This is a genomic window from Vallitalea guaymasensis (assembly GCF_018141425.1).
GTDB lineage: Bacteria > Bacillota > Clostridia > Lachnospirales > Vallitaleaceae > Vallitalea > Vallitalea guaymasensis.
Genome location: NZ_CP058561.1, coordinates 5,168,160 through 5,189,487, shown reverse-complemented (window position 1 = coordinate 5,189,487; position 21,328 = coordinate 5,168,160). Strand labels below are relative to the sequence as shown.

Here is a 21,328-nt window from a genome sequence, read left to right as displayed (position 1 = left end):
TACTTAATTATTCTATGATTTATTTTACTTGTATTTCAATCTTATCAGATTCAAGACCTTTAGAGGAAGCTGTAACATATATTTTGCCAGGTGTTATTGATGGTCTTATATAAGCAATCAATCGTCCATTATTGGTTTTTCTTGTTTTACTCCTATAAGGAGTTAAATCATCACAACATCCATTTTCCATCCCAAGGAATTCACATTCTCCATCAATATCAAGGGTTATTTCATTGTCTGAGTATGACACTATATTATTATCTTTGTCATAAATATAAATCTCAATCTGAGAGATATCTTGACCATCTGCATTTAATATGGTGCTAAGTGGATTCATTTTAATTTTATTTGGTGAAGATACAGTTTTTAGCTCAGTGCGATACTGCTTTCCATCAATGGTTTTACCCACAGCTTCTAGTACACCAGGTTTATATTCAACTTCCCAATCTATATAATGATTCGGATAATCTTCCAAGTTTTTTACTCCTAATGATATGTCATTGAAAAAAAGTTCAACTTTTCTACAGTTAGTAGTACATATTACTTGTATTTTTTCATGGAGATTCCAGTTCCAGTGTTCATTGTCACCTGACAGATCTTCAAGTTTTTCCTGTTTGAAATCTGTTGATTTCATTGTTGTTATATGTAAAACGGGTTCAGCACTCCATAAACTCATTCTTTGGTAATAATTACTTTTTTCAAATCCTGCCGTATCAAGAAAACCTGTTGGAGATACTCTAATAGGCCAGCCTAAAGCTTCTCCAAGATAATCTACTCCAGTCCATAGAAATTGTCCACATATGAAATCATTATTTTCTACAACCATCCATTGTTCAGTAGTCTTACTATTCTCGCTTCCATACAGAACTCTATCTGGATATTCTTTATGATGTTCATCATATAGATTTTCTTTATAATTGTAACCTACCACATCTAACTGATCCGAATAACCAACTAGGTTAGATAATTCTGGGAAAGCGAGTGCAGCTGTAACAGGACGTGTTGTATCACATTCTTTTACATATCTACATAGCCTTTTTGATATGGATTTAAGTCTATTGGCTTTTGGTTTATTAGGGTCATATTGCATTTCTTCTTTAGGTTTATTGGAATCATTGTTACCTTCCATCATCTTAAAATATGGATGACAATATGGATCATTGGGATAATCAATTTCATTACCTATACTCCACATAATGATACTAGGATGATTTCTATCTCTCAATATCATGGATTTTATATCCGTTTCACCCCATACAGGAAAATCCTTTCCATATCCAAAATGTTTTGGTGGATATACATTATGACCTTGCCACCATTTATTTTTAATGCCTTCCCATTCGTCAAAAGCCTCTTCTATCACCAAAAATCCCATTTTATCACATAACTCTAAGAAAAATGGCGCTACTGGATTATGACTTGTTCTTATTGCATTACAACCCATCTTTTTAAGTTTTTCCAGTCGTCTTTTCCATATTACTTCAGTCGCAGCAGCACCAAGGCATCCTGCATCATGATGCAAGCAGACACCTTTTAATTTGATATTTTCATCATTTAGATAAAATCCCTTACTACTATCAAATCTAAAATCCCTTATTCCAAAATCAATATCAATATCATCAATAACCTTTCCATCTAATATAATCTCTGAATGCAACTGATAAAGAAAAGGATTGTAGGTAGACCATAGTATAGGATTATTGACTTTCATATGTATAGTTTTAATAGTTTTACTGTCTCCTATAGCGGATAAGCTTTCTTCTATAACTTCATTGGACTCACTATTGACAATAGTAGTTTTTAGAAGAATATTAGCATCTTTAACCTTATTATTTGATATTGCTATATCAGCTTCTACAACAGCTTCAGATTTATTTATACTAGACGTCTTAACATATACATCATCCATATCAAAATGTATATTATCTGTAATAGTCAAATAAACATTCCTATAAATTCCAGAACCCGTAAACCATCTTGAATCAGCTAAGTCAGAATGCTCAACCTTCACAGAAATGATATTATTTTTATTCTCAACAAAATCTGTAATATCCATTGTAAAAGTGCTATACCCATTAGGACGATTGCCTAGATTATTAGAATTACACCATATCCTAGAATTATTATATATACCTTCAAAGGTAATATAGACTCTTTTATCAGTTATATCAAAAGGGAAATCAAAGGACTTACGATACCATCCTATACCACCGCATAGATAACCAGTTGCACTTGCGTAAGATTTATCAAAATCGTATTCAACTGACCAATCGTGTGGAACCGTAACAGCTCTCCAGTCACTATCATCAAAACCTCTATATGAAGCCTTTGGTTCATCTCCCTTATAAAATTTCCATCCATAATTTATGTTCATCTTTTTGCGTATCACCAAGTAAATCAGACCTCCTTAAGCATTTATATGGTCATTTTCCTATCTTGACTCATATATTCTTTCACAGTTAAACCACATTTTCTTTTGAATATGGTACAAAAATAAGTAACATTGTTGAACCCTACATCATAAGCTATCTCATATACTTTCTTATTACTGCTTCTAAGCAATCTTTTAGCCTCTTTTATTTTAAGATTATTGATATAGTCAGTTATCTTTACACCTGTTTCCTTTTTAAAGATAAGTGATAAGTAATTAGGAGTTATATCATGTATATGGGCTATTTTATCCACGGTTAAATTAGATGATGTATAATTATTTTCTATGTAATTGACGATTCTTTGTATTCCCATACTATATTGTTTATTTTGCACTGTTCTACATAATTGACCATAGCTATGTAAATATTTTTCCTCCAATATCCTTACATCATTAATCTGATCGTTTAATAGTACTTCCATTACTCCTAATTTATCATTAGTTTCTTGCTGTAATTCTTTGGATATATTATTGTACATGATATATAAATCCAATAATACTTTTTTCAATTCTCTTTTAGACAACTTATATTTACATATGAAGCCAAATATATTATTTATGGCTTTTCTTACCTTATCAATATCTCCACTGATAGTATTTTCTTTCAGATGATTCAATAAAATATCCAGTTTTTGATTCTTATTTGCAATAAGGTCATTGGAATAAAAGAAAACTTTCTTATTCTTTTCGTAGAAACTATACTCCAATGATATTACTGCCTGTTTAAAATAAACCTGATACCTATTGATATCATTAAAGATATCACTGATTCCTATTTGACAATTGGATATATTATTTTTATTCAATTCCTCAATAATATATTTACTTAACTCTTGCAAAAAAGTATGAATCTTAAATTCGCTTTTTACATCTCTTATGTCTAATAGAATACAGCATTTATTTTCATTAATTCCTAGAATGTATTTTGATTCCTTACCATCCAAAATATTATGAAACAATAAATTATTATCCTGTTCTTTGCTTGATGCTAATTCCTTGAACTTAACATTCATTACCACTCCAGGGGAAAAACCTTTCTTTATCTCTTTTAATCTTTCCTTTATGTCTCTTATTTCATTTCCTGTTATGATATCATTAATTAGTTGATTTTCTTTTATAGTAACTTTGGTATGTCTTTCTTTTTCAATATCTTTCTTAATATTATCAAGTAGATTAACTAATTTCTCCTTTTCTAGTTCATACTTCAAAATATAATCCAAAGCTCCAAGGAGCAATGCATCTCTAACAAACTTATAATCATCATAAGAGCTTAGAACGAGTATCTTAATGTCTGGATAATTCTCTTTAACATATTTAATTAGAGAAATACCGTTAAGCTCAGGCATACTTATATCTGTAATAAGAATATCTGGTTTATTGGCACCTAACTTAATGATAGCATCTTTTCCGTTAATGGCTTCATCCATAATAGTAAAGCCATACTGTTCCCAATTAATAACTGTTTTTAATGCATAACGATACATTACATCATCTTCAACAATCATAACATTCAACATAATAGTCCCCCACAACTAATCATCTAGATCATATCTGTTTTCAATATATGGCAAAGTAATTGATACTGTTGTACCTTTACCTAATTCACTTTTTATTGTAATACCATTAGAAGTACCAAAATACATTTTGATCCTCTTATCCACATTAGCTATTCCTATACTATTCAATCCAGAATACTTGGTATTATCGTCACTGATGATTTTATTATACTGTTCTTCTGTCATACCTACTCCATTATCAATGACCTCTAGAATTATGGATTCATCTTTTTTAAACCCATTTATAGTAATAATCCCATTGCCTTTTGATATTTCCAACCCATGATAAATAGCATTCTCAACTATAGGTTGCAGAATGAATTGTAATACATAACAATTCATTATATCTGTGTCAATATTATATACCATCCTGAATCTATCTTCAAAACGAATCTTTTGTAGATCAATGTACTTATTGATATATAATAATTCATCATTGATTGTAATATATTTATCACCTTTGATGGATACTCTTAATATGTAGATAAGCGAGTCTACCATGTCTTCTATTTTTTTCTCACCTTGCATTCTAGACAACCATTTTACACTACCTAATGTATTGTAAAGAAAATGAGGATTAATCTGAGCTTTCAATACCTCAAATTCTGCTTCCTGTTTTTTAATCCTTTCAACATAAACTGTATTTATAAGTTCATTGATTTTTTTCATCATATAATTGAATCTTAGAGAAAGTAAACCTACTTCATCATATGTACTTGGTTTGACCCTAACATTAAAATTACCATCTTCTACTTTTTGCATGTTTTTCTCCAATAACCTTATGTTTTTGGTTACTCCTCCAGCAATAATATATGCAATAATTAATGCCAACATTGATATGACAATGCAGACTAAAGTAATTATTGTTCTTAAATGATTAATGTTACTTAATAATTTTTTTTCTGATATGATTGATATGACTTTCCAGTTCTTATTTTGTATTTTAGTACTGACAGCAGAGTACTTCACACCATTATCCTCTATTGAAAAAATTCTTTCCTTTCTAGAGTTGATATCCTGTAGAATTTCTTCTTTTCCCAGTATATCATCTTTTATCAATACTTCGTTATTTCCTTTGATAATAGCAATTTGGTCATTACTTATACTAGATGTTTTATTATCTAATGTTAGAAAATAATCTTTATTTATAAATAGAATAATATATCCATGTGATATAAGAGTATCTGGAGAAACCATTTTGGATACAAATATAATTGTTTCATTATTTTCTGTTGGCATCCAAAAAGAACTTTCTTCTTGGTTTTTAAGAAGCAGAATAGTCTTTCTGATATAATCATTATCTATATAATATTTATTAACATTATCCTTATGTCCCCAATAAAAATAACCATCATTGCCTGTAACACAGACAGCCTCAATGTAATCATTAGAAGATGACCGATATTGACTAACCATATCGTTGAGCCTTCTATTTATCAAAACTTCTATATCTCTTATATACATATTATTATCTAGAGAATTATTCTTAACAAATTCCTTACTAGCTTGAAATGCAGTTTCTCTTAGAGCTTCAGTTTTATTATATATGTTTTCAGCATATTGATTAAGAAGTTCAGTAGTTAATTCTATAGTGTTTCTTTTTATCAATTCTTTTGATGCATTAAAAGTTAGTTTGCCTATACATGATGATAAAATTAGAATTATTAACAGCATACCCAGCATGAATTTCTTTTTTATTTTTAAGCTAAGGAAAAAATACTTGATTCTATTTTTCATCTCTATTCCCCATTTTTCATAACATAGTTTTAACTACATTATATCTTTTTCAGGTAAGATATTCAATAATACCAAATGAATCAGCCTTTAACTGCTCCACTCATCAAACCATTAATTAAAAACTTCTGTGCTATGATAAAAAATATTAGTATAGGTATTATAGCTATACAAGCAGAAGCAAATGCTAAATTAAGGTCAGTTGTATATTCTCCAAAGAAATAGAATTGTTGTATAGGTATAGTTTTCACATGTTCTTTTTGAAGCACTATAAGAGAAATATTGAATTCATTCCACATCCACATAACATGTAGAGTGGCTACTGTTGCTGTAATAGGCTTCAGTAATGGAAAAACTATATTCCAATAAGTCCTATATATACCACTGCCATCAATAGTCGCTGCTTCTTCCAATTCTCTAGGAACTAATTTGACAAAACCTATGTATAGAAAAGTGGAATATGGTATACTGGTACCCACCAAAAGTATAATTAGCCCTGGTAATGTATTCATCATATTTGATAGCTTCAACATCTTATATACTGGTATCATTATAACTTGAAATGGTACCATCATTGCTCCTAGAAGTATAGTTTCACATAATCTGTATTTAAATTTATTAATATTCCTAGCAATGATATAACCACACATAGAACTGCATACAACAATAAAAACAACTGAGCTTGTAGTAGTAATCAAGCTATTGATGAATGATCTGCTGAAATTAGTTATTTCAAGAGCTTTGGTAAAGTTCTCCCAATGAAGTTTGGTTGGTAATGCCAATACGGCTTGAGCTGTTTCCATAGGGGTTTTAAAAGCAGTTACAATACATATATAAAATGGAAATAAAAATAATACAGCTATTATTGTAGCTATTATAAAAACCACAATCCTACTTATCTTTTCACTTTTCATTACATCTCAACCTCCCTTTTTCTAAATATGGTTGAAACTGTTTTCCCAATAATAAGCAAGAAAACCATAAATACAATTGATATTGCCTGACCATAACCTGCCTTGCTATATTCAAACAAATGTTTATAGATATACATTGCTATTGTCTCTGAAGATCTGGCAGGTCCTCCACCTGTTGCTATCATGGGTACTGAGAATTCTCTAAGCCCATATGTTAAAGACAATGTAACACATGTTGTAAAAGCTGGACCAATCAATGGCACCGTTACGTTTCTAAACCTTTGGAATACATTTGCTCCATCAACTTTTGCCGCTTCATATAGATTTTTGGGAACATTGATAAGTGCAGATAAATAAATCAGCATATTTATGGCTACTCCATTCCACAATGATATAATCACCAATGCAGGGATTACTGTTTTCATATTACCAATCAAACTATTAATGCCGAATACTTGGTAAAACACTTCTCTATATAAGAATTTCCAAACAAAACAAGCAAGAACTGTACTTAGACATGTAGGTATAAAATATATAAGTCTAAATTTGGAATTTCCTTTGAATTTCTTATTCAATATTAATGCCAATCCAAGAGCAACAGCATTATTGAAAATAGTTATAAGAATAGCAAAATATATTGTATTTTTCATTGGTTGCAATATATCAGAATTACTAAATATATTTGCATAGTTTTGTAAACCTATATAATTCATTTTTTGACTAATTCCATCCCAGCTAGTAAAGGAAACCTGTATTCCTAGAAGAAAAGGTATTAACATTGATACACCAAAGAAAAAAATTGCTGGAACTAAAAAGCCAAATTTCAATAATGATCTTTTTATATTCTTTCTTTTATTCATATAAACTCCTCCATTATGAAATCAACCCCTCGGCTGATGCCAAGGGGTGTTAAACATTATTGTCTTTTAGCTATTTTATCAAACTCTTTATCAAGAGCTTCAATACATGCGTCTTCAGTCATATCTTCCAACAAGTACAGTGAAATCTGGTCTATGAATGCATTTCCAAATTCATCTTGGAATGATGATAATAGATAGGACATATCTACTACCTGACCATTGTTCTGATATTCAACTAATGTATTGAAACATGAATCAGGGTCTAATTCTACTCCTTCAACTGTTGATAAAGCTACTTTTTTCTCTTGATATATTTTAGCCATGGATTTTGAGAATATATGATTAAAGAAATCATATACAACCTCTTTGTTTTTAGCACCATTATGTACAGTAAGACCACCTTTAACACCTAATACAACTTTATTTTCAGCTGGTTCATCAAAAACAGGTAAAGCCATTACACCTAAGTTTACATCTGGATTCTTGGCTTGCACTCCACCAACTGTCCATGTACCATTAATAAGCATACCTATTTTTCCTGTTGCAAGTTTGTCTTGAACTGTATTCCAGTCAGTTCCAAAAGGATCACGATTAACGTATTGATATCTTTCTTTTAATCTTTCCAATACCTCTTTGAAGCCATTTTTGTCATCTTGGAATTTTAACTCTCTGTTTTGAACTTTTTTAATCCATTCCTCATCGTAATTACCTAAAATGCTGACAACATAATCATTTTGTAATTCCCAGTCAAGAGTCCATCTATCTTGGTATGATGCTCCTATTGGGTCAACACCTATATCTTTTAATTTCTTAAGAGCTTCTTCAAATTCCTTTTTAGTAGTTGGTGCCTTTGATATTCCTGCTTCTTCAAAAACATCTTTGTTATAAGTAACTACAGCTCCCCATACATCTAGTGGTATTGCCAATACTTTTCCATTACCTAACTTCTTAACACTGTCTATAACACTTGGTTGTATATTAGGTATGAATGGTGCATCAGTCAAGTCAGATAGATAATTGTTATCAATAAATTCTTGGTCAGCAATTAAATCCACATCATAAATATCTGGAGCATCATCACTAGCAATCTTAGTCTTCAACAATGTATAATAGTTGTCTCCTCCTGCTGCAGTAATTTCTATATCAACATTTGGATGAGCTTCCTCATATGTTTTCTCTAGTTCTTCCAACCATTGTCTTACGCCTTCCTCACCCCAGTGATGCAGCCATTTGATTGTTACTTTTTCTTCTTTTGCTTTCTTTTCATTATTATCTTCATATTTTTTGTCAGGTGTAACTTTTGTGTCTGATGTTTTTGTCTCTTTACTACATCCCCCTAATAAACTCATTAAAAGTACTACTGTAAATAAACATACTAATATTTTTTTCATAATTTTCCTCCTTAAGATATTATACAAAAATAATACCTTGTTTTTCATCATTAATAATTAAATATATCTATAAAATATTATACAAATCTATAATTCATAATTTCATTATAATAATAAACGTAAGAAAAATGAAGTAATAAAATTGAGCAGTCTTACTTCAGATTATAGTAAGACTGCTCATTAATTGTAGAAAACCGTAATTAAATTGTTATATTATTAATTAATATCTTTGATATTCAGCTTTTCAAGTTCTTCATGAATGATTTTTTTATCTATTCTCTCAAATAACTTATCAATACTATTGATGCTTTTTCCACTTTCAATCAGTTTAAAATCCCATGTATCATTGATTCCAAGCCATTTTATAACCTTATTGGATGAAAATGGTATAAATGGTTCCAATAATACTGCTGTATTAGCTATAATTTGAATACAGTTATATATAGTATTTTCACAATCTTTTTGATCTGTTGTTCTAGTTTCCCAAGGTTTCTTTGTATCAAAATATTTATTGGCATTTCTAAGTAGATTGAAGATTTCTTCTAACCCTGCTCTCAGATTTCCTATCTCTATGTTTTCCCCTGTAGTCTTATATATACTTTTTAACTGTGCCTCTATATTTTCATCAATACTGCCATCAGGTATTTTATTATTGAAATATTTCTCTATAAAGACAATTGTACGATTAATGAAATTACCATAGGTACCTAATAATTCTCCATTATGGCGATTAATCAACTCCCTAAAGGAAAAATCTGTATCTCTTTTTTCTGGACCATTTGCTATAAGAAAATATCTTATTGTATCTGGGTCATAACGATTGATTATGTCTTTTATCCAAACAGCATAATCTTTACTAGTTGATATTTTCTTATGTTCCAGCGTTAAATACTCACTTGATATAATTCTATCTGGAAGATGATAATTTTCTCCATTGGCTAGTAACAATGATGGAAGTATTATAGTATGAAATGGTATGTTATCTTTTCCATGCACATAATAATGCAGTGCCTCTTCATTTTTCCAATAGTCATTAAAATCTTGATTTTTTCTCGTGGCTACGGTACTGGAAGATAAATAACCAAGTACATTCTCAGCCCATATATATATTTTCTTGTCGCTGTAACCTTCCTTTGGGACTTCAATCCCCCACTTAAGATCACGTGTCAGAGCTTTATCTCTAAGACCTTCATCCAAATAGCGATTAGTGAAATCTATAGCATTTTTTCTCCAATATCTTGATTCATTTACTAGTTTTCTTAATTCTGCTTCATAATCTGATAACCTGAGATATAGATGTGTGGATTCTTTAAAACCTATTTTTTGACCACATAATGCACATCTACCTTCAATTAATAATTCTGGTTCAAGTACTCTTCCACAAGCATCGCATTGGTCACCTCGGGTTATTTCTCCACATTCAGGACACTTACCTTCAACAAATCTATCTGGTAAATATTCTTCACAATCAACACAATATGCTTGTTGTACTTTCTTTTCAATAACACTTTTACTTTTATATAATTTTCTATGAAAATCCTTAACAAATTCATTATGTTCATTACTTATTGTTTTACCATAATAATCATATGAGAATCCTAAGGCATTAAAGCAATCCACAAATTCTTTATGATAAAATTCAGCTATTTTAAGTGGTGATTTACCTTCTTTTTTTGCTTTAATAGTAATTGGAGTCCCATAACAATCACTTCCTGAAACATAACATACATCATCACCTTTTTGTCTATAATATCTTGCAATGACGTCACCTGATATAAGTGAAGCCACATGTCCTATGTGCAACGAACCATTTGCATAAACCCAAGCACCACTAATTATTACATTCATTTTATTACCTCTTTCTATTTTTATTAATAACTATCAATCATGTACATACTATTCAATTATTATATCTGTCAGAGCAATAAATAAAGCACTCACCTCCCGGAAATATTATTTCCGGGGACGAGTGCTTAAAATGCATCATCGTGGTACCACCCCAGTTTATCTGTATTTCACAATACAGATCTCATCAAGTACGCCTAGGAAATGACCTAAGTTATACTCTATCGCGATAACGGGCGATCCCGTCGCAGCCTAAACCAATGCATCGGTGCGCAACTCCAAGACCATGTTCAATAATTTCATAAATCCCCACTCTCACCTATATGGGTTCTCTGTAAAATAATTCATTACCTACTCTTCTTTTCTAAGTCTTTCAGGGTATTAAGTTATAATCTATTATATTATTATTTTAATAAATGTCAATAATTATTATAATTTATTGTAAAGTATATGTTAAATTAATATATATTTGTCATTTTTTATTTACAAACTAATTAATTATATGATAATATAAATTTGCTATTATAATAATTACTATAATTAATCATACTACTAAAAAATAAAAGGGTGATGTCAATGAATGTAAAAACTGTAACTATAACTATATTAATATTAGATTCTAATTCATTAAAGGATAAACGTAGTGTTATAAAAAGTATTATCCATAAAACTCATAACAAATTCAATGTTAGTATTGCTGAAGTAAAAGATAATGATATCCTCAACCAAGGTGTACTAGGTTTATCAATCGTTAGCAGTAATACTCAAACTACTGAACAGATTTTCTATAGTATCATTGATTTTATTGAAGACGATTATCCTGTTGAAATTGTTGAAATCTCTGATTACTAATATTTTAGCTAATATTGTACATATTTATTTTATTAAATCTTCACCTATTTCCTTAAGTGATGGATAAACAAAATCAGCATTTATATCTGACTTTTCATAATCAGTTATACTTGTTTCACCAGATAGAACTACTACAGTAGCTATATCAGCATTAATACCCGTTTTGATATCAGTATATAACCTATCACCGACCATAGCAATTTCTTGCCTGTTGTAACCATATTTATCGCAGATAACACTAATAATATCAGAATTTGGTTTTCCAATTACATGAGGTCTTCTACCAGTTGAAGCAGCAATAAAATCTATCATTGCACCTGCATCTGGCATGAATTTTCCTCCCTCAAGAGGACAGTTATAATCAGGATGCGTAGCAATATATGTTACTCCATCTCTTATATAATCACATGCTATCCATAATTTTTCATATGTAAGGGTAGTATCAAACCCTAACACAACATAATCTGGAGATTCATTTCTATCCTTAACCAACTCAAAGCCTGCATTAATGAATTCTTCCTCTAGAAGAGGTGTCCCCAGTAAAAATACCTTTGCTCCTGGTTTCTCATTCTGTAAATATATTGTTGTTGCTTCTCCAGAAGTAAACACTTTGTCAGGTTCTACGTCGCAACCTAATCTCTTTAATTTTTCTACATATGCCATTCTATTCTTGGATGAATTATTAGTTAGAAATAGAAAATCTTTATCCTGCTTCTCAAGAATTTTCAAGAAATCCATGGAACCATTAATCAATTCATCACCTAAATAAAAAGTACCATCCATATCTAATAAGAAACATTTTATTTTATGTAAGTCTCTCATCTACAGTCACCATCCTTTTAATTGATTAGAGACGTTTCATATGTCAAATTCATGAAAAAGGAAACGTCCCCATGTCTTTAAGTTAATTTTATTATTTTAACTTGGTCTTTTATTATTTTTGTTTCAAGTAATATACAATCATTTTCTTTTTGCATATCAATGGTTTCTTCAGTCATTATATCAATCGCTCTATGATATTGTCTATCTGTTTTCATAGAAATTCTAACATATTTTTCACCATTTATAAAGAAGCCTGAATGTTTTTTATTGACATAATTAGTTATAATGAGATATTCCTCTTTTTCATTACCCAAATAGTGTACATCAACCTCTTTAACACTTCTATTTGTGTAATCCACACTAATCTTAGGACTTAACCCTTTTGGTAATAGAATATCATCTATAATATCCCATAATAGATTTGATTTCTCTCCTAGATAAGCCACATCTGGATGAGTAGCAAAATATACTGCTTGACCTTTTCCATAATTATTAATTGTTACTGCCGGTTTATCATCATTGAATCTTGCCAGTATATCAACGTTCTTATCATTTATTTGTAAAACTTCCTTGTGCCAATATCCAGTATAGTTTTTCATACTATAGGAAACATTAGGATTAATCCCTGCTTCTACTTCTGTTGCCTCAACTCCAAATACATCACTTAAGTCAAAGCAAGGTATTTTATGATTATACCATCCATATTGACCTAACATTCCACATCTAGCGGTTCCTATTAGTGTACCACCTTGACTAACATACTTGTCAAGTCCCTTAGCTAATTCATCATCAATAACAGACATGAAAGGCATATATAATACAGGATACTTATTGACATAGCCGTCTTTTACCAAATCTTCATTTACAAATTCTACATTATACCCTTTTTCCCAGAAAGTTGTATATGCACCTCTTAAAGCTTTTATCAAGAAATCCTCTTGTCCCATACCGTTTAGGACAATAGCATTTTCTTTAGAGATTAATATTCCGATTTCGCCTTTATTGTTATTGGATTTCACAAAAGATTTTCCATATTCATTAAGTACTGTACCTATCTTTTTGGCAGCTACTGTTCTTTCAGTTTTTCCACCATCCAAATCAACGATAGCTCCCCAATGCAGAGGTTGGAAATCCCATTCACGCCATCCTTGATATAATGTCAATTTCGCATCATGCCCTACTGCCTCAAATACATTTCTTATTAGATCAAAGCCTTTTACATTTCTACTTGGACCTAATACCCAACCATTGATAGGACCACTTTCAGTCTCTAACAACCAATAATCTTTTCCTAATGGTTTTGAAGTGCTTTTTGCCATATCCAAAAACATAGATGCAAATTCAGGTTTCTTCTCTAGTTTATTACCACTGCCAGGGTATAAGTCATATCCAATTATATCTACAACCTTTGCCATTTCAAACTGGTCAAGAGCGGTTAAAACACCAAGAGGGTCTTGAGACTTCAAGAAGAAAATATTTGTAGTTGTCAAATGCTTGGTATCATATTTTTTTATGATATCATTCTGCCAACTAATGAATTTTACGAAATTATCCATCCAGAATAAACGAAAATCTAACCACCTAGTAACACTTGACCAACTAGTCGGTTTAGTTTTTGGAGGTTCAACTTGTTCCCATGAAGTATGACAAGTATTGGTTGCACCCCATCTATATGCATAATTCAAATTATCCAAGGTTTCATATTTATTTTCTATCCATTTCCTAAAATTCTTCTTAGTATGGTTGCAATAGCAATATATATCTATATCTCCCTCTTTTAATGGCATAAAAGGGAAACTTACTTCATTATGAATCTGATAAGCATATAATGCTTCATGATCTTTATATCTATCAATCAATACAGTTAAATATCTTTCTACTTCACTTATATATCCTGGATTATCTATACATGCCCAAGTATATGAAACATTATTAGGATATTGTTCTCCATGATTATTAAGTATATTTACATCTGGATATAATTCATGTAGCCAATAGGGTGGTGATGCAGTTCCAGTCCCTAGGAGAATCTTTATATCATACTTGAGGCATAGGTCAAAAAATTCATCTAAAAACTCAAAATTGAATTTACCTTTCTCAGGTTCTATTCTATCCCATGTATTAAAAAGTTCAGCAGTTCTTATCATATTGATACCAGAATCTTTCATTAACTTAAGATCTCTGTCCCAATCTTCTTTATCATGCATTAATGGATAATACCCAGCTGCATAAATAAAGTCATCTCTATCCATATTAATGCCCTCCTAACAATCTATTACTTCAATTCCCATCCATTTACAAGTTTCTATTAATATGTCTTTTATTTCACTATATACTATAGCGTAATGATGTTCTATTCCATTAGCCATTATTGTATCCAGCACTTTGTTTATTGGTGAATCAAACCTTATATCTGCCTGATTTGCTACTAACACTCTATCTTCTTCTATGCCTTCACCTGTAGCAATGAACATCTTATATCCACCTTTAGCTTCTTTTAACTTTATCATTGTAAGTCTTCCCAGCTTCATCTTGAACTGAACTGCGAATCCCATTCCTTGTTTTATAGTTGGATGTTCCAAGTACTCAGTAGTCTCTTTATCTCTTGCCAAAGATAATGGAGCAGGTCCACAATGCCAAGCTTTTGCAACACCTTCCTCATTAATATTAACTAGATCAGCAAAGAAACATGGCTCTTTTGTGATGAGATTCTGGATGTACATTGTTGCAAGTCCAGTAATATCACCCTCACAGGATGTAGCTACTCCAATATTATTAAGTCTTGAAACAACACCACAAACACTACAGCCCATCAATTCTTGGAACTCAGGCCAACACTTAATAGTGAAACCGTCAATATTATTCTTTTCTTTGTAATCTTGTATTGCCAAATATATTCTTGCTGATTTTTCCAGCATCTCATTAGTTGTAGTAACTTTGGCAGCTTCTCCTACCATTATTTCTATTTCTTTTTCAACTCGTTCAGATGAGATGTTTTTAACATCCTGAATTAATGCTGCTAGAGAATAATATACTATTTCAGGACCTATCTCATGACGAAATCTTACTTCATCAACATTGGATAGATAAAATCCTGGTACTCTTCCACCAATAATACAGAATTTGCTTCCTTTCATCTTCATCTTTATTTCAATTGCTCTTATTGTATTTATTACCTTGTCATAAGTAGACTCATCTTCTACTTTTCCATATACATAACTATATTTCTTGTCTACTTTTTCCAAGAAACTACCATACATATTAAGCCCACATAAAGAATTCAGTGGAAGACCATAAAATCCCTCTATAACAGGCTCAGGGAATCCCCACATCAATAGTGGTGTATGTTCAAACAACTCAACTATCTTCATCATGCAGCTACCATATGAATATGTACCGCATTGTAAAATTAACAAATCAATATTTTTTTGTTTTAGATTAGATAATTCTAAGTAGATATCTTGTTCATCAATAAGTGTCTTACCGCAACATAAGATTTCATAATTGCTGTTATCCAGTTTTTCTAGAGATTTCTGTAAATATTCATTAGCGATATCATATCTAAAATTAGGGAATCCTACTGAAATCAATCCAATTCTCATATCTATTCCTCCTCAACATTTTTGCAAATACGGAGTTTCTTCTCAATTTCTCGCATCATATATTCTCTTGCTTGTTCTTGAGCGTGCATCATATATATGTTTTTATTACCTGTATATGCATCTACAAAACCTTTAACAAAAGCTCTATCTACTTCTGTGAAGATATTAACTTTCCTTATTCCTTTTGAAATAGCCTTCTTTATATCAACATCAGGTATTCCTGTACCGCCATGAAGAACCAAAGGTATACCGGCTTTTTCATATATTGCACTTAATCTATTAAAATCCAGTTTTGGTTTGCATTTATATTGTCCATGAGCATTTCCTATAGCTACAGCCAGACAATCCACACCAGTCCTGTTTACAAATATTTCTACTTTACCAGGGTCAGTCATATAACCTTCTTCAGTACTATCAGAAGCCTCTGCACCACCAACTTTTCCTAATTCAGCTTCTACTGTGACATTTTTTCCCTTAGCATAATTAACAACTTTCAATGTGTTTTCTATATTAGTATCAAAATCCACCATAGAACCATCGTACATTACCGAAGTAAAACCAGAATCTATGGCTTTATAACAATCTTCTACATCAACAGCATGATCCACATGTATGGAAGTCTTTATGTCATAATCTCTTCCAAAAAGCTTTATCATCTCTACTATCTGAGCATAAGTTATTTTCTGAGCTTGAATCTGCATTGGTGATATCTGCAAGATAATAGATGATTCCATTTTCTGTGCTGTTTCTAATAACCCAGTTATTGTTTCCATATTACTAACGTTTATCGCTGCAACAGCTGAGTTATTAGCCTTAGCTTCCAATAAAAGCTCTTTCATAGGTAATAACTGCATATGAATCCTCCTTTATATATGAAAACCAGGGGCATCAGTTGTTTTTGACCACTGTTTCTTCATTTCTTCATCAAGCTTACAAAATGCTAAAGCAATTCCACCCATTTCTTGAGTAGTAATATAATTTCCAATAGCAGGTTTATAAGTTTTAATTCCAGCTTCTGATAATATTTTTTCTACTTCATTATAGAATATCAATAATTCCATATAAGTAGTTTGTCCGCATCCATTGACTAATACAGCTACTTCGTCACCTTTTTCATATGGTTTATCTTCTATCAATTTCTTACACATGACCTTTGCAATCTCTTCTGCTGTACCAATCTTCATAGTATGTGCTGCTGCTTCTCCATGAACACCCATACCTATTTCAATTTCATCATCTGCTATCTCAAACATCTTATAGCCAGTAATAGGTGAAGTACCTGGTACAGTCGCTACAGTTAATGTTCTTGTATTATCTCTAACCTTCTCTGCCATTTTTGCTACTTCTTCCAAGTCATGACCATCTGCAGCATATGAGCTGGTAATTTTATAGTTGAAAAGAGTTCCTGCTGTACCTCTTCTTTCAATCTCTTCTCCTTTTGGGGCAGAAGCTATGTCGTCATATAATATTACACCTTTGCATAATATGTCATCATCATCTGCCATATCTATTGCCATTTTTGAATTGATAACATCACCAGCATGATTAGATATCAAGACACATACACCTTTACCATTTTCAGATGCTTCTATCGCATCATATAATGTATCTGGACTTGGAGCAGCAAATACTCCTCCATATGCATTAGCTGTCAGCATGTTTTCTCCTACAAAACCTATACAAGCTGGCTCGTGACCTGAACCATTACCAATTATTACACTTACTTTACCTTTTTCCATATTTTTTCTTATTACCACATTACTATTAGGCAATTTCTCAATCTTATCTTCATATGCTTTTACAAAACCCTCAATTGTATCACTGACAATATTATCTGGGTTATTTATGATCTTTTTAACTATCATGACATTCTCCTCCTTATTACATATCTTTCAAGTATTCATAGATTGTTTTAATAAGATAACTAAAAGAAGTTGCCCCTGCATCTTGATGTCCAATAGCTTTTTCTTGTAGATATCTTGAACGACCTCTTCTAGCAATTAATGGAATAGTGCTATTAACACCCTCTTCAGCTGCTTTTACAGCTAATTCAAATCCATTTGCTAAGTCTTTTCCCTCTTCATTAGCTTTCTTTAGTGCTTCTACTGTAGGATGTATGGAATCTACCATGGTCTTATCTCCTACCTTGGCACCGCCTAACTCCATTACCTTTAATAATCCATTGTTAAAACCTTCTGATAATTCATTTAAGGATACTTCCTCTTTACCTTTACAAGCTTTTGAGATTTCTAGGAAAATGCTTCCATAAAGAGGTCCCATAGCACCACCAAGAGTTGATACTAAAGTTCTACCAAATGTTTTGAAATAATCTCTGCAGGTTCCATCTTCTAATTCAGATACCTTTATTTTAGCGGCTTTTGAACCTCTAGCCATAGTAACACCATGGTCACCATCACCAATTACAGCGTCAAGTTTTGATAATTCATCTTGCTTTTCAATATACATATCTGCTATCTTTATCAATAATTCTTGAATTTGTTTTGCACTTAACATATTGTTCCTCCTTTAAGCTCTTTTAAATAGTTCTTTCATGAATTTTATTCCTTTTTCAGCGACTGCAAGACCGCTTTCATCTATATCTCGCCATATGAAAACGTCATTGCCTACTCCGCAATTAGGCATAACAAAATTTTCTAATGTAATCCATCTATCATATTCAATTGCTTCCAATCCTTCTTTTACTTGTTGCCAATTTATCTGTCCTGTACCAGGTGCCCCTCTATCATTTTCACAGAAATGGATATGATATATATCTTTACCGCCTTCTATTAGGGCATTCTTGATTGATTTCTCTTCAATGTTGGCATGAAAAGTGTCAAAATGAAGTTTAACATTATCATTACCTACTTTATCTATGAATGCTAATCCATCTTGCACTGAATTAATTACATATGTTTCATATCTATTAATCATCTCAAGAGCAAGTACAACACCTTTTTCCTTTGCATATTCTCCGATTTTTGATAAGTTCTCTATACTTCTTTTAATATTGTCTTTTCCTGTTTCCCTACTCATACAAGTACCCCAAGGTGCATATAAAACTCCTCCGAGGCAATCTGTTTCCAGCTCATTGCATATATCTAAACATTTTTTCAAATGATTGATTCCGTTTTTATTAATAATACTGTCTTCTGCTGAAATATCTCTCTGAGGATTCATACCAGTTCCACATGTACATTCTAAAGAATACTCTTTTAACAATTTTTTAGCTTTATCTACCTTAAAACTGTCTGGATCCATAAGTGGAAATTCTACTCCATCATAGCCATATTCTTTTACTTTTCTTATGTATCTAAAAATATCTTCATCCCATTCATTAGTAAAAGTAGATAAATGTATACCAAATTTCATGTTTTCACCAACTTTTCAAATTATTTAATATATATATCAAACTTGATTATCTATACACCTATTTCAATATGTTCAATATATTTGATATTTTAAAAATGATACACATGATAGTACATCAAACAATATATCACCATGTGTATCAAATCACTGTTACGTTACCATAAACTTATATACAATTAATTAAAATATTTTACCTATCAATGAACCTATAGCTGACCATAATGAGAAGTCATTACCACCAAATAATTGGTTGAATCCAGCTACTGTATTGAATAATGCAGGAATTGAAACTGCTACTAATAATACCATCAAGACACCACTTACAATACTTGCGATAACTGCACCTCTACGTCCACCTGTTGCATTTGCAAAGATAGCACCTGGAGCTACATCAAAGAAACAAGCTACTGTCAATGGTATAACAGCATAAGCTAACAATCCTGTTGAAGCCATTATAACTATAGTTAAGATACTTGTTACCATACTTACTATAAACCCAATCAATAATGCATTTGGTGCAAATGGGAATACCATTGGAATATCAAGTGCTGGTATTGAGTTTGGAATAAGTTTGTCAGAGATACCTTTGAACGCAGGAATTATTTCACCAAGCATTAATCTTACACCTGTTAGAAGAATTGTTAAACCTGCTCCAAATGTTAAACCAGCCATTAAACTAAATGTGAATAAATCGTATTGCATACCACCAATTGTATTAAGAGAACCAATTGCTCCACCGAATATCTCAACTCTTGCATCTGGACCGATAATTAATCCAACTACGATATAAGTTGCAAATACTATAAGTGATGTAGCGATTGTTGTATCTCTAAAGAATTCAAATGCTTTAGGTATTTTTAGATCTTCAGTTGATTTTTCTTTATTTCCAACTAATTTACCAATACCTGCTCCAAGTAGACAGAAGATAGACGCACTATGTCCGATAGTGAAATCATCAGAACCTGTAACTTTTTTTACAAAAGGTCTTAGTAATGCTGGAACTACAATTATATATAAAGCTAAGAATAAAGTTGCGAATATTGTGAGTGCTGTACCAGTTAACCCTGCTTCAACCCCTACAGCTACAAAGATATATGACATCCAGAAGAATATATGACCTGTCAAGAAAATATTTTTTATAGGAGAGATTCTAGCTACTAATAAGTTAATTATAAAAGCAAGTACTATTACTAAACCTATTGTTGAACCATACTCACCTAGGAAATTAAGCCAACCCTGTGGATCAAACTGATTGCTTGCAGGTAAATCATATAATGTGGAAAATGCTCCTGAAAGTGGAGAAACAGCATCCCCAATAATGTTAACCCCTTTGAATAAAATAATTACTCCAATAATAGTTTTAAATGTTCCTTTTATTACTTCACCAAAACTTTTCCTTTGAAGTAATAAACCAATTAATGCTACTACACCTAAAAACAAAGATGGTTGCTTGAAAATGTTTGAAGTTAAATAATTAATAACTGACATATTATGTAACTCCTCCTTTTATTATTATTTTATTTTAGAGATATATTGCTTACTTGGTAATTACCCTGTTTAATCCTCTAACACAACATCGTATTTTGACTATACCTAAACATTGTGTTAAAGAATTAAACTATAGGTTTATAGGACCTGGTTACATGAGTCCTTTGATTACTGGCATTCCTTTTTCTTCGATCTCCTTATTATTCATAAAGTTATCAATTTGAATAAGTGGTGCTTTTGATTTTCCTTGAAGTTGTGAATATAACTCTTTTGAAGTAAAAATTACATCTGCATTGATTCCTGTAGCAGTAGTAATATCAGCATTAGTTACCTCTGCGTCAATTCCATTTTGCTTAAGAACCTTTTCAATGTTCATTTTAAGAATTAAACTTGTACCAACTCCAAAACCACAAACTGCTAAAACTTTGATTTTTGCCATTAATTTCACCCCCTTGCTTAGT

The 21,328-nt window shown here is 31.3% G+C and carries 17 protein-coding genes and 1 other annotated feature; of the genes, 1 reads left to right on the top strand and 16 read right to left on the bottom strand.

Annotated elements, in window-relative coordinates; genetic code table 11:
- Nucleotides 1-19: 19 nt before the first annotated feature.
- From HYG85_RS22410 to metG, 7 genes are all read right to left on the bottom strand, one after another.
- Nucleotides 20-2,389 carry a glycoside hydrolase family 2 TIM barrel-domain containing protein gene (locus HYG85_RS22410; protein ID WP_244971353.1) on the bottom strand — a complete coding sequence of 790 codons (2,370 nt, stop codon included), beginning with the start codon at nt 2,387-2,389 and terminating at the stop codon, nt 20-22.
- 26 nt (nt 2,390-2,415) lie between these two features.
- Nucleotides 2,416-3,948, bottom strand: a complete 1,533-nt coding sequence (locus HYG85_RS22405) for a response regulator (protein WP_212691507.1) — start codon at nt 3,946-3,948, stop codon at nt 2,416-2,418.
- 15 nt (nt 3,949-3,963) lie between these two features.
- The gene (locus HYG85_RS22400) at nt 3,964-5,724 is read right to left on the bottom strand and encodes a sensor histidine kinase (RefSeq protein ID WP_212691506.1); all 1,761 of its coding nucleotides are present in this window, start codon (nt 5,722-5,724) and stop codon (nt 3,964-3,966) included.
- 80 nt (nt 5,725-5,804) lie between these two features.
- Complete coding sequence (locus HYG85_RS22395; RefSeq protein WP_212691505.1) at nt 5,805-6,635, bottom strand: carbohydrate ABC transporter permease; 831 nt, start codon at nt 6,633-6,635, stop codon at nt 5,805-5,807.
- Nucleotides 6,635-7,495 (bottom strand): carbohydrate ABC transporter permease, encoded by an 861-nt coding sequence (locus HYG85_RS22390; protein WP_212691504.1) that lies wholly within the window; start codon nt 7,493-7,495, stop codon nt 6,635-6,637. The genes HYG85_RS22395 and HYG85_RS22390 overlap by 1 nt, the downstream gene beginning before the upstream one ends.
- Nucleotides 7,496-7,551: 56 nt before the next feature.
- Entirely contained in the window at nt 7,552-8,886 is a 1,335-nt protein-coding gene (locus HYG85_RS22385; protein ID WP_212691503.1) for an ABC transporter substrate-binding protein, read from the bottom strand.
- Nucleotides 8,887-9,102: 216 nt separating this feature from the next.
- Nucleotides 9,103-10,734 carry a methionine--tRNA ligase gene (gene metG, locus HYG85_RS22380; RefSeq protein WP_212691502.1) on the bottom strand — a complete coding sequence of 544 codons (1,632 nt, stop codon included), beginning with the start codon at nt 10,732-10,734 and terminating at the stop codon, nt 9,103-9,105.
- 110 nt (nt 10,735-10,844) lie between these two features.
- Nucleotides 10,845-11,107, bottom strand: a binding site (T-box leader).
- 200 nt (nt 11,108-11,307) lie between these two features.
- On the opposite strand from metG, the gene HYG85_RS22375 reads away from it, so the two are divergent.
- Nucleotides 11,308-11,583, top strand: a complete 276-nt coding sequence (locus HYG85_RS22375; RefSeq protein ID WP_113675150.1) for a DUF503 domain-containing protein — start codon at nt 11,308-11,310, stop codon at nt 11,581-11,583.
- Between the two features lie 24 nt (nt 11,584-11,607).
- Here HYG85_RS22375 and HYG85_RS22370 read toward each other — a convergent pair whose 3' ends face one another.
- The 9 genes from HYG85_RS22370 to HYG85_RS22330 all read right to left on the bottom strand — a co-directional run bounded on the left by HYG85_RS22370 (nt 11,608) and on the right by HYG85_RS22330 (nt 21,306).
- Nucleotides 11,608-12,405 carry an HAD-IIA family hydrolase gene (locus HYG85_RS22370; RefSeq protein ID WP_212691501.1) on the bottom strand — a complete coding sequence of 266 codons (798 nt, stop codon included), beginning with the start codon at nt 12,403-12,405 and terminating at the stop codon, nt 11,608-11,610.
- 77 nt (nt 12,406-12,482) lie between these two features.
- Nucleotides 12,483-14,657 carry a beta-galactosidase gene (locus HYG85_RS22365; RefSeq protein WP_212691500.1) on the bottom strand — a complete coding sequence of 725 codons (2,175 nt, stop codon included), beginning with the start codon at nt 14,655-14,657 and terminating at the stop codon, nt 12,483-12,485.
- Nucleotides 14,658-14,669: 12 nt separating this feature from the next.
- The gene (locus HYG85_RS22360) at nt 14,670-16,007 is read right to left on the bottom strand and encodes an L-fucose/L-arabinose isomerase family protein (protein ID WP_212691499.1); all 1,338 of its coding nucleotides are present in this window, start codon (nt 16,005-16,007) and stop codon (nt 14,670-14,672) included.
- Between the two features lie 2 nt (nt 16,008-16,009).
- Entirely contained in the window at nt 16,010-16,861 is an 852-nt protein-coding gene (locus HYG85_RS22355; RefSeq protein ID WP_212691498.1) for a class II fructose-bisphosphate aldolase, read from the bottom strand.
- 12 nt (nt 16,862-16,873) lie between these two features.
- Nucleotides 16,874-17,872: a dihydroxyacetone kinase subunit DhaK gene (locus HYG85_RS22350; protein ID WP_212691497.1), complete on the bottom strand. Its 999-nt coding sequence runs from the start codon at nt 17,870-17,872 to the stop codon at nt 16,874-16,876.
- 16 nt (nt 17,873-17,888) lie between these two features.
- Nucleotides 17,889-18,521 (bottom strand): dihydroxyacetone kinase subunit DhaL, encoded by a 633-nt coding sequence (dhaL, locus tag HYG85_RS22345; RefSeq protein ID WP_212691496.1) that lies wholly within the window; start codon nt 18,519-18,521, stop codon nt 17,889-17,891.
- A 12-nt stretch (nt 18,522-18,533) separates the two neighbouring features.
- Nucleotides 18,534-19,379 (bottom strand): sugar phosphate isomerase/epimerase family protein, encoded by an 846-nt coding sequence (locus HYG85_RS22340; RefSeq protein ID WP_212691495.1) that lies wholly within the window; start codon nt 19,377-19,379, stop codon nt 18,534-18,536.
- A 180-nt stretch (nt 19,380-19,559) separates the two neighbouring features.
- Nucleotides 19,560-20,867 (bottom strand): PTS ascorbate transporter subunit IIC, encoded by a 1,308-nt coding sequence (locus HYG85_RS22335; RefSeq protein ID WP_113675158.1) that lies wholly within the window; start codon nt 20,865-20,867, stop codon nt 19,560-19,562.
- Nucleotides 20,868-21,018: 151 nt separating this feature from the next.
- Nucleotides 21,019-21,306, bottom strand: coding sequence for a PTS sugar transporter subunit IIB (locus HYG85_RS22330; protein WP_242986518.1), 288 nt, complete (start codon nt 21,304-21,306; stop codon nt 21,019-21,021).
- Between the last annotated feature and the right edge of the window lie 22 nt (nt 21,307-21,328).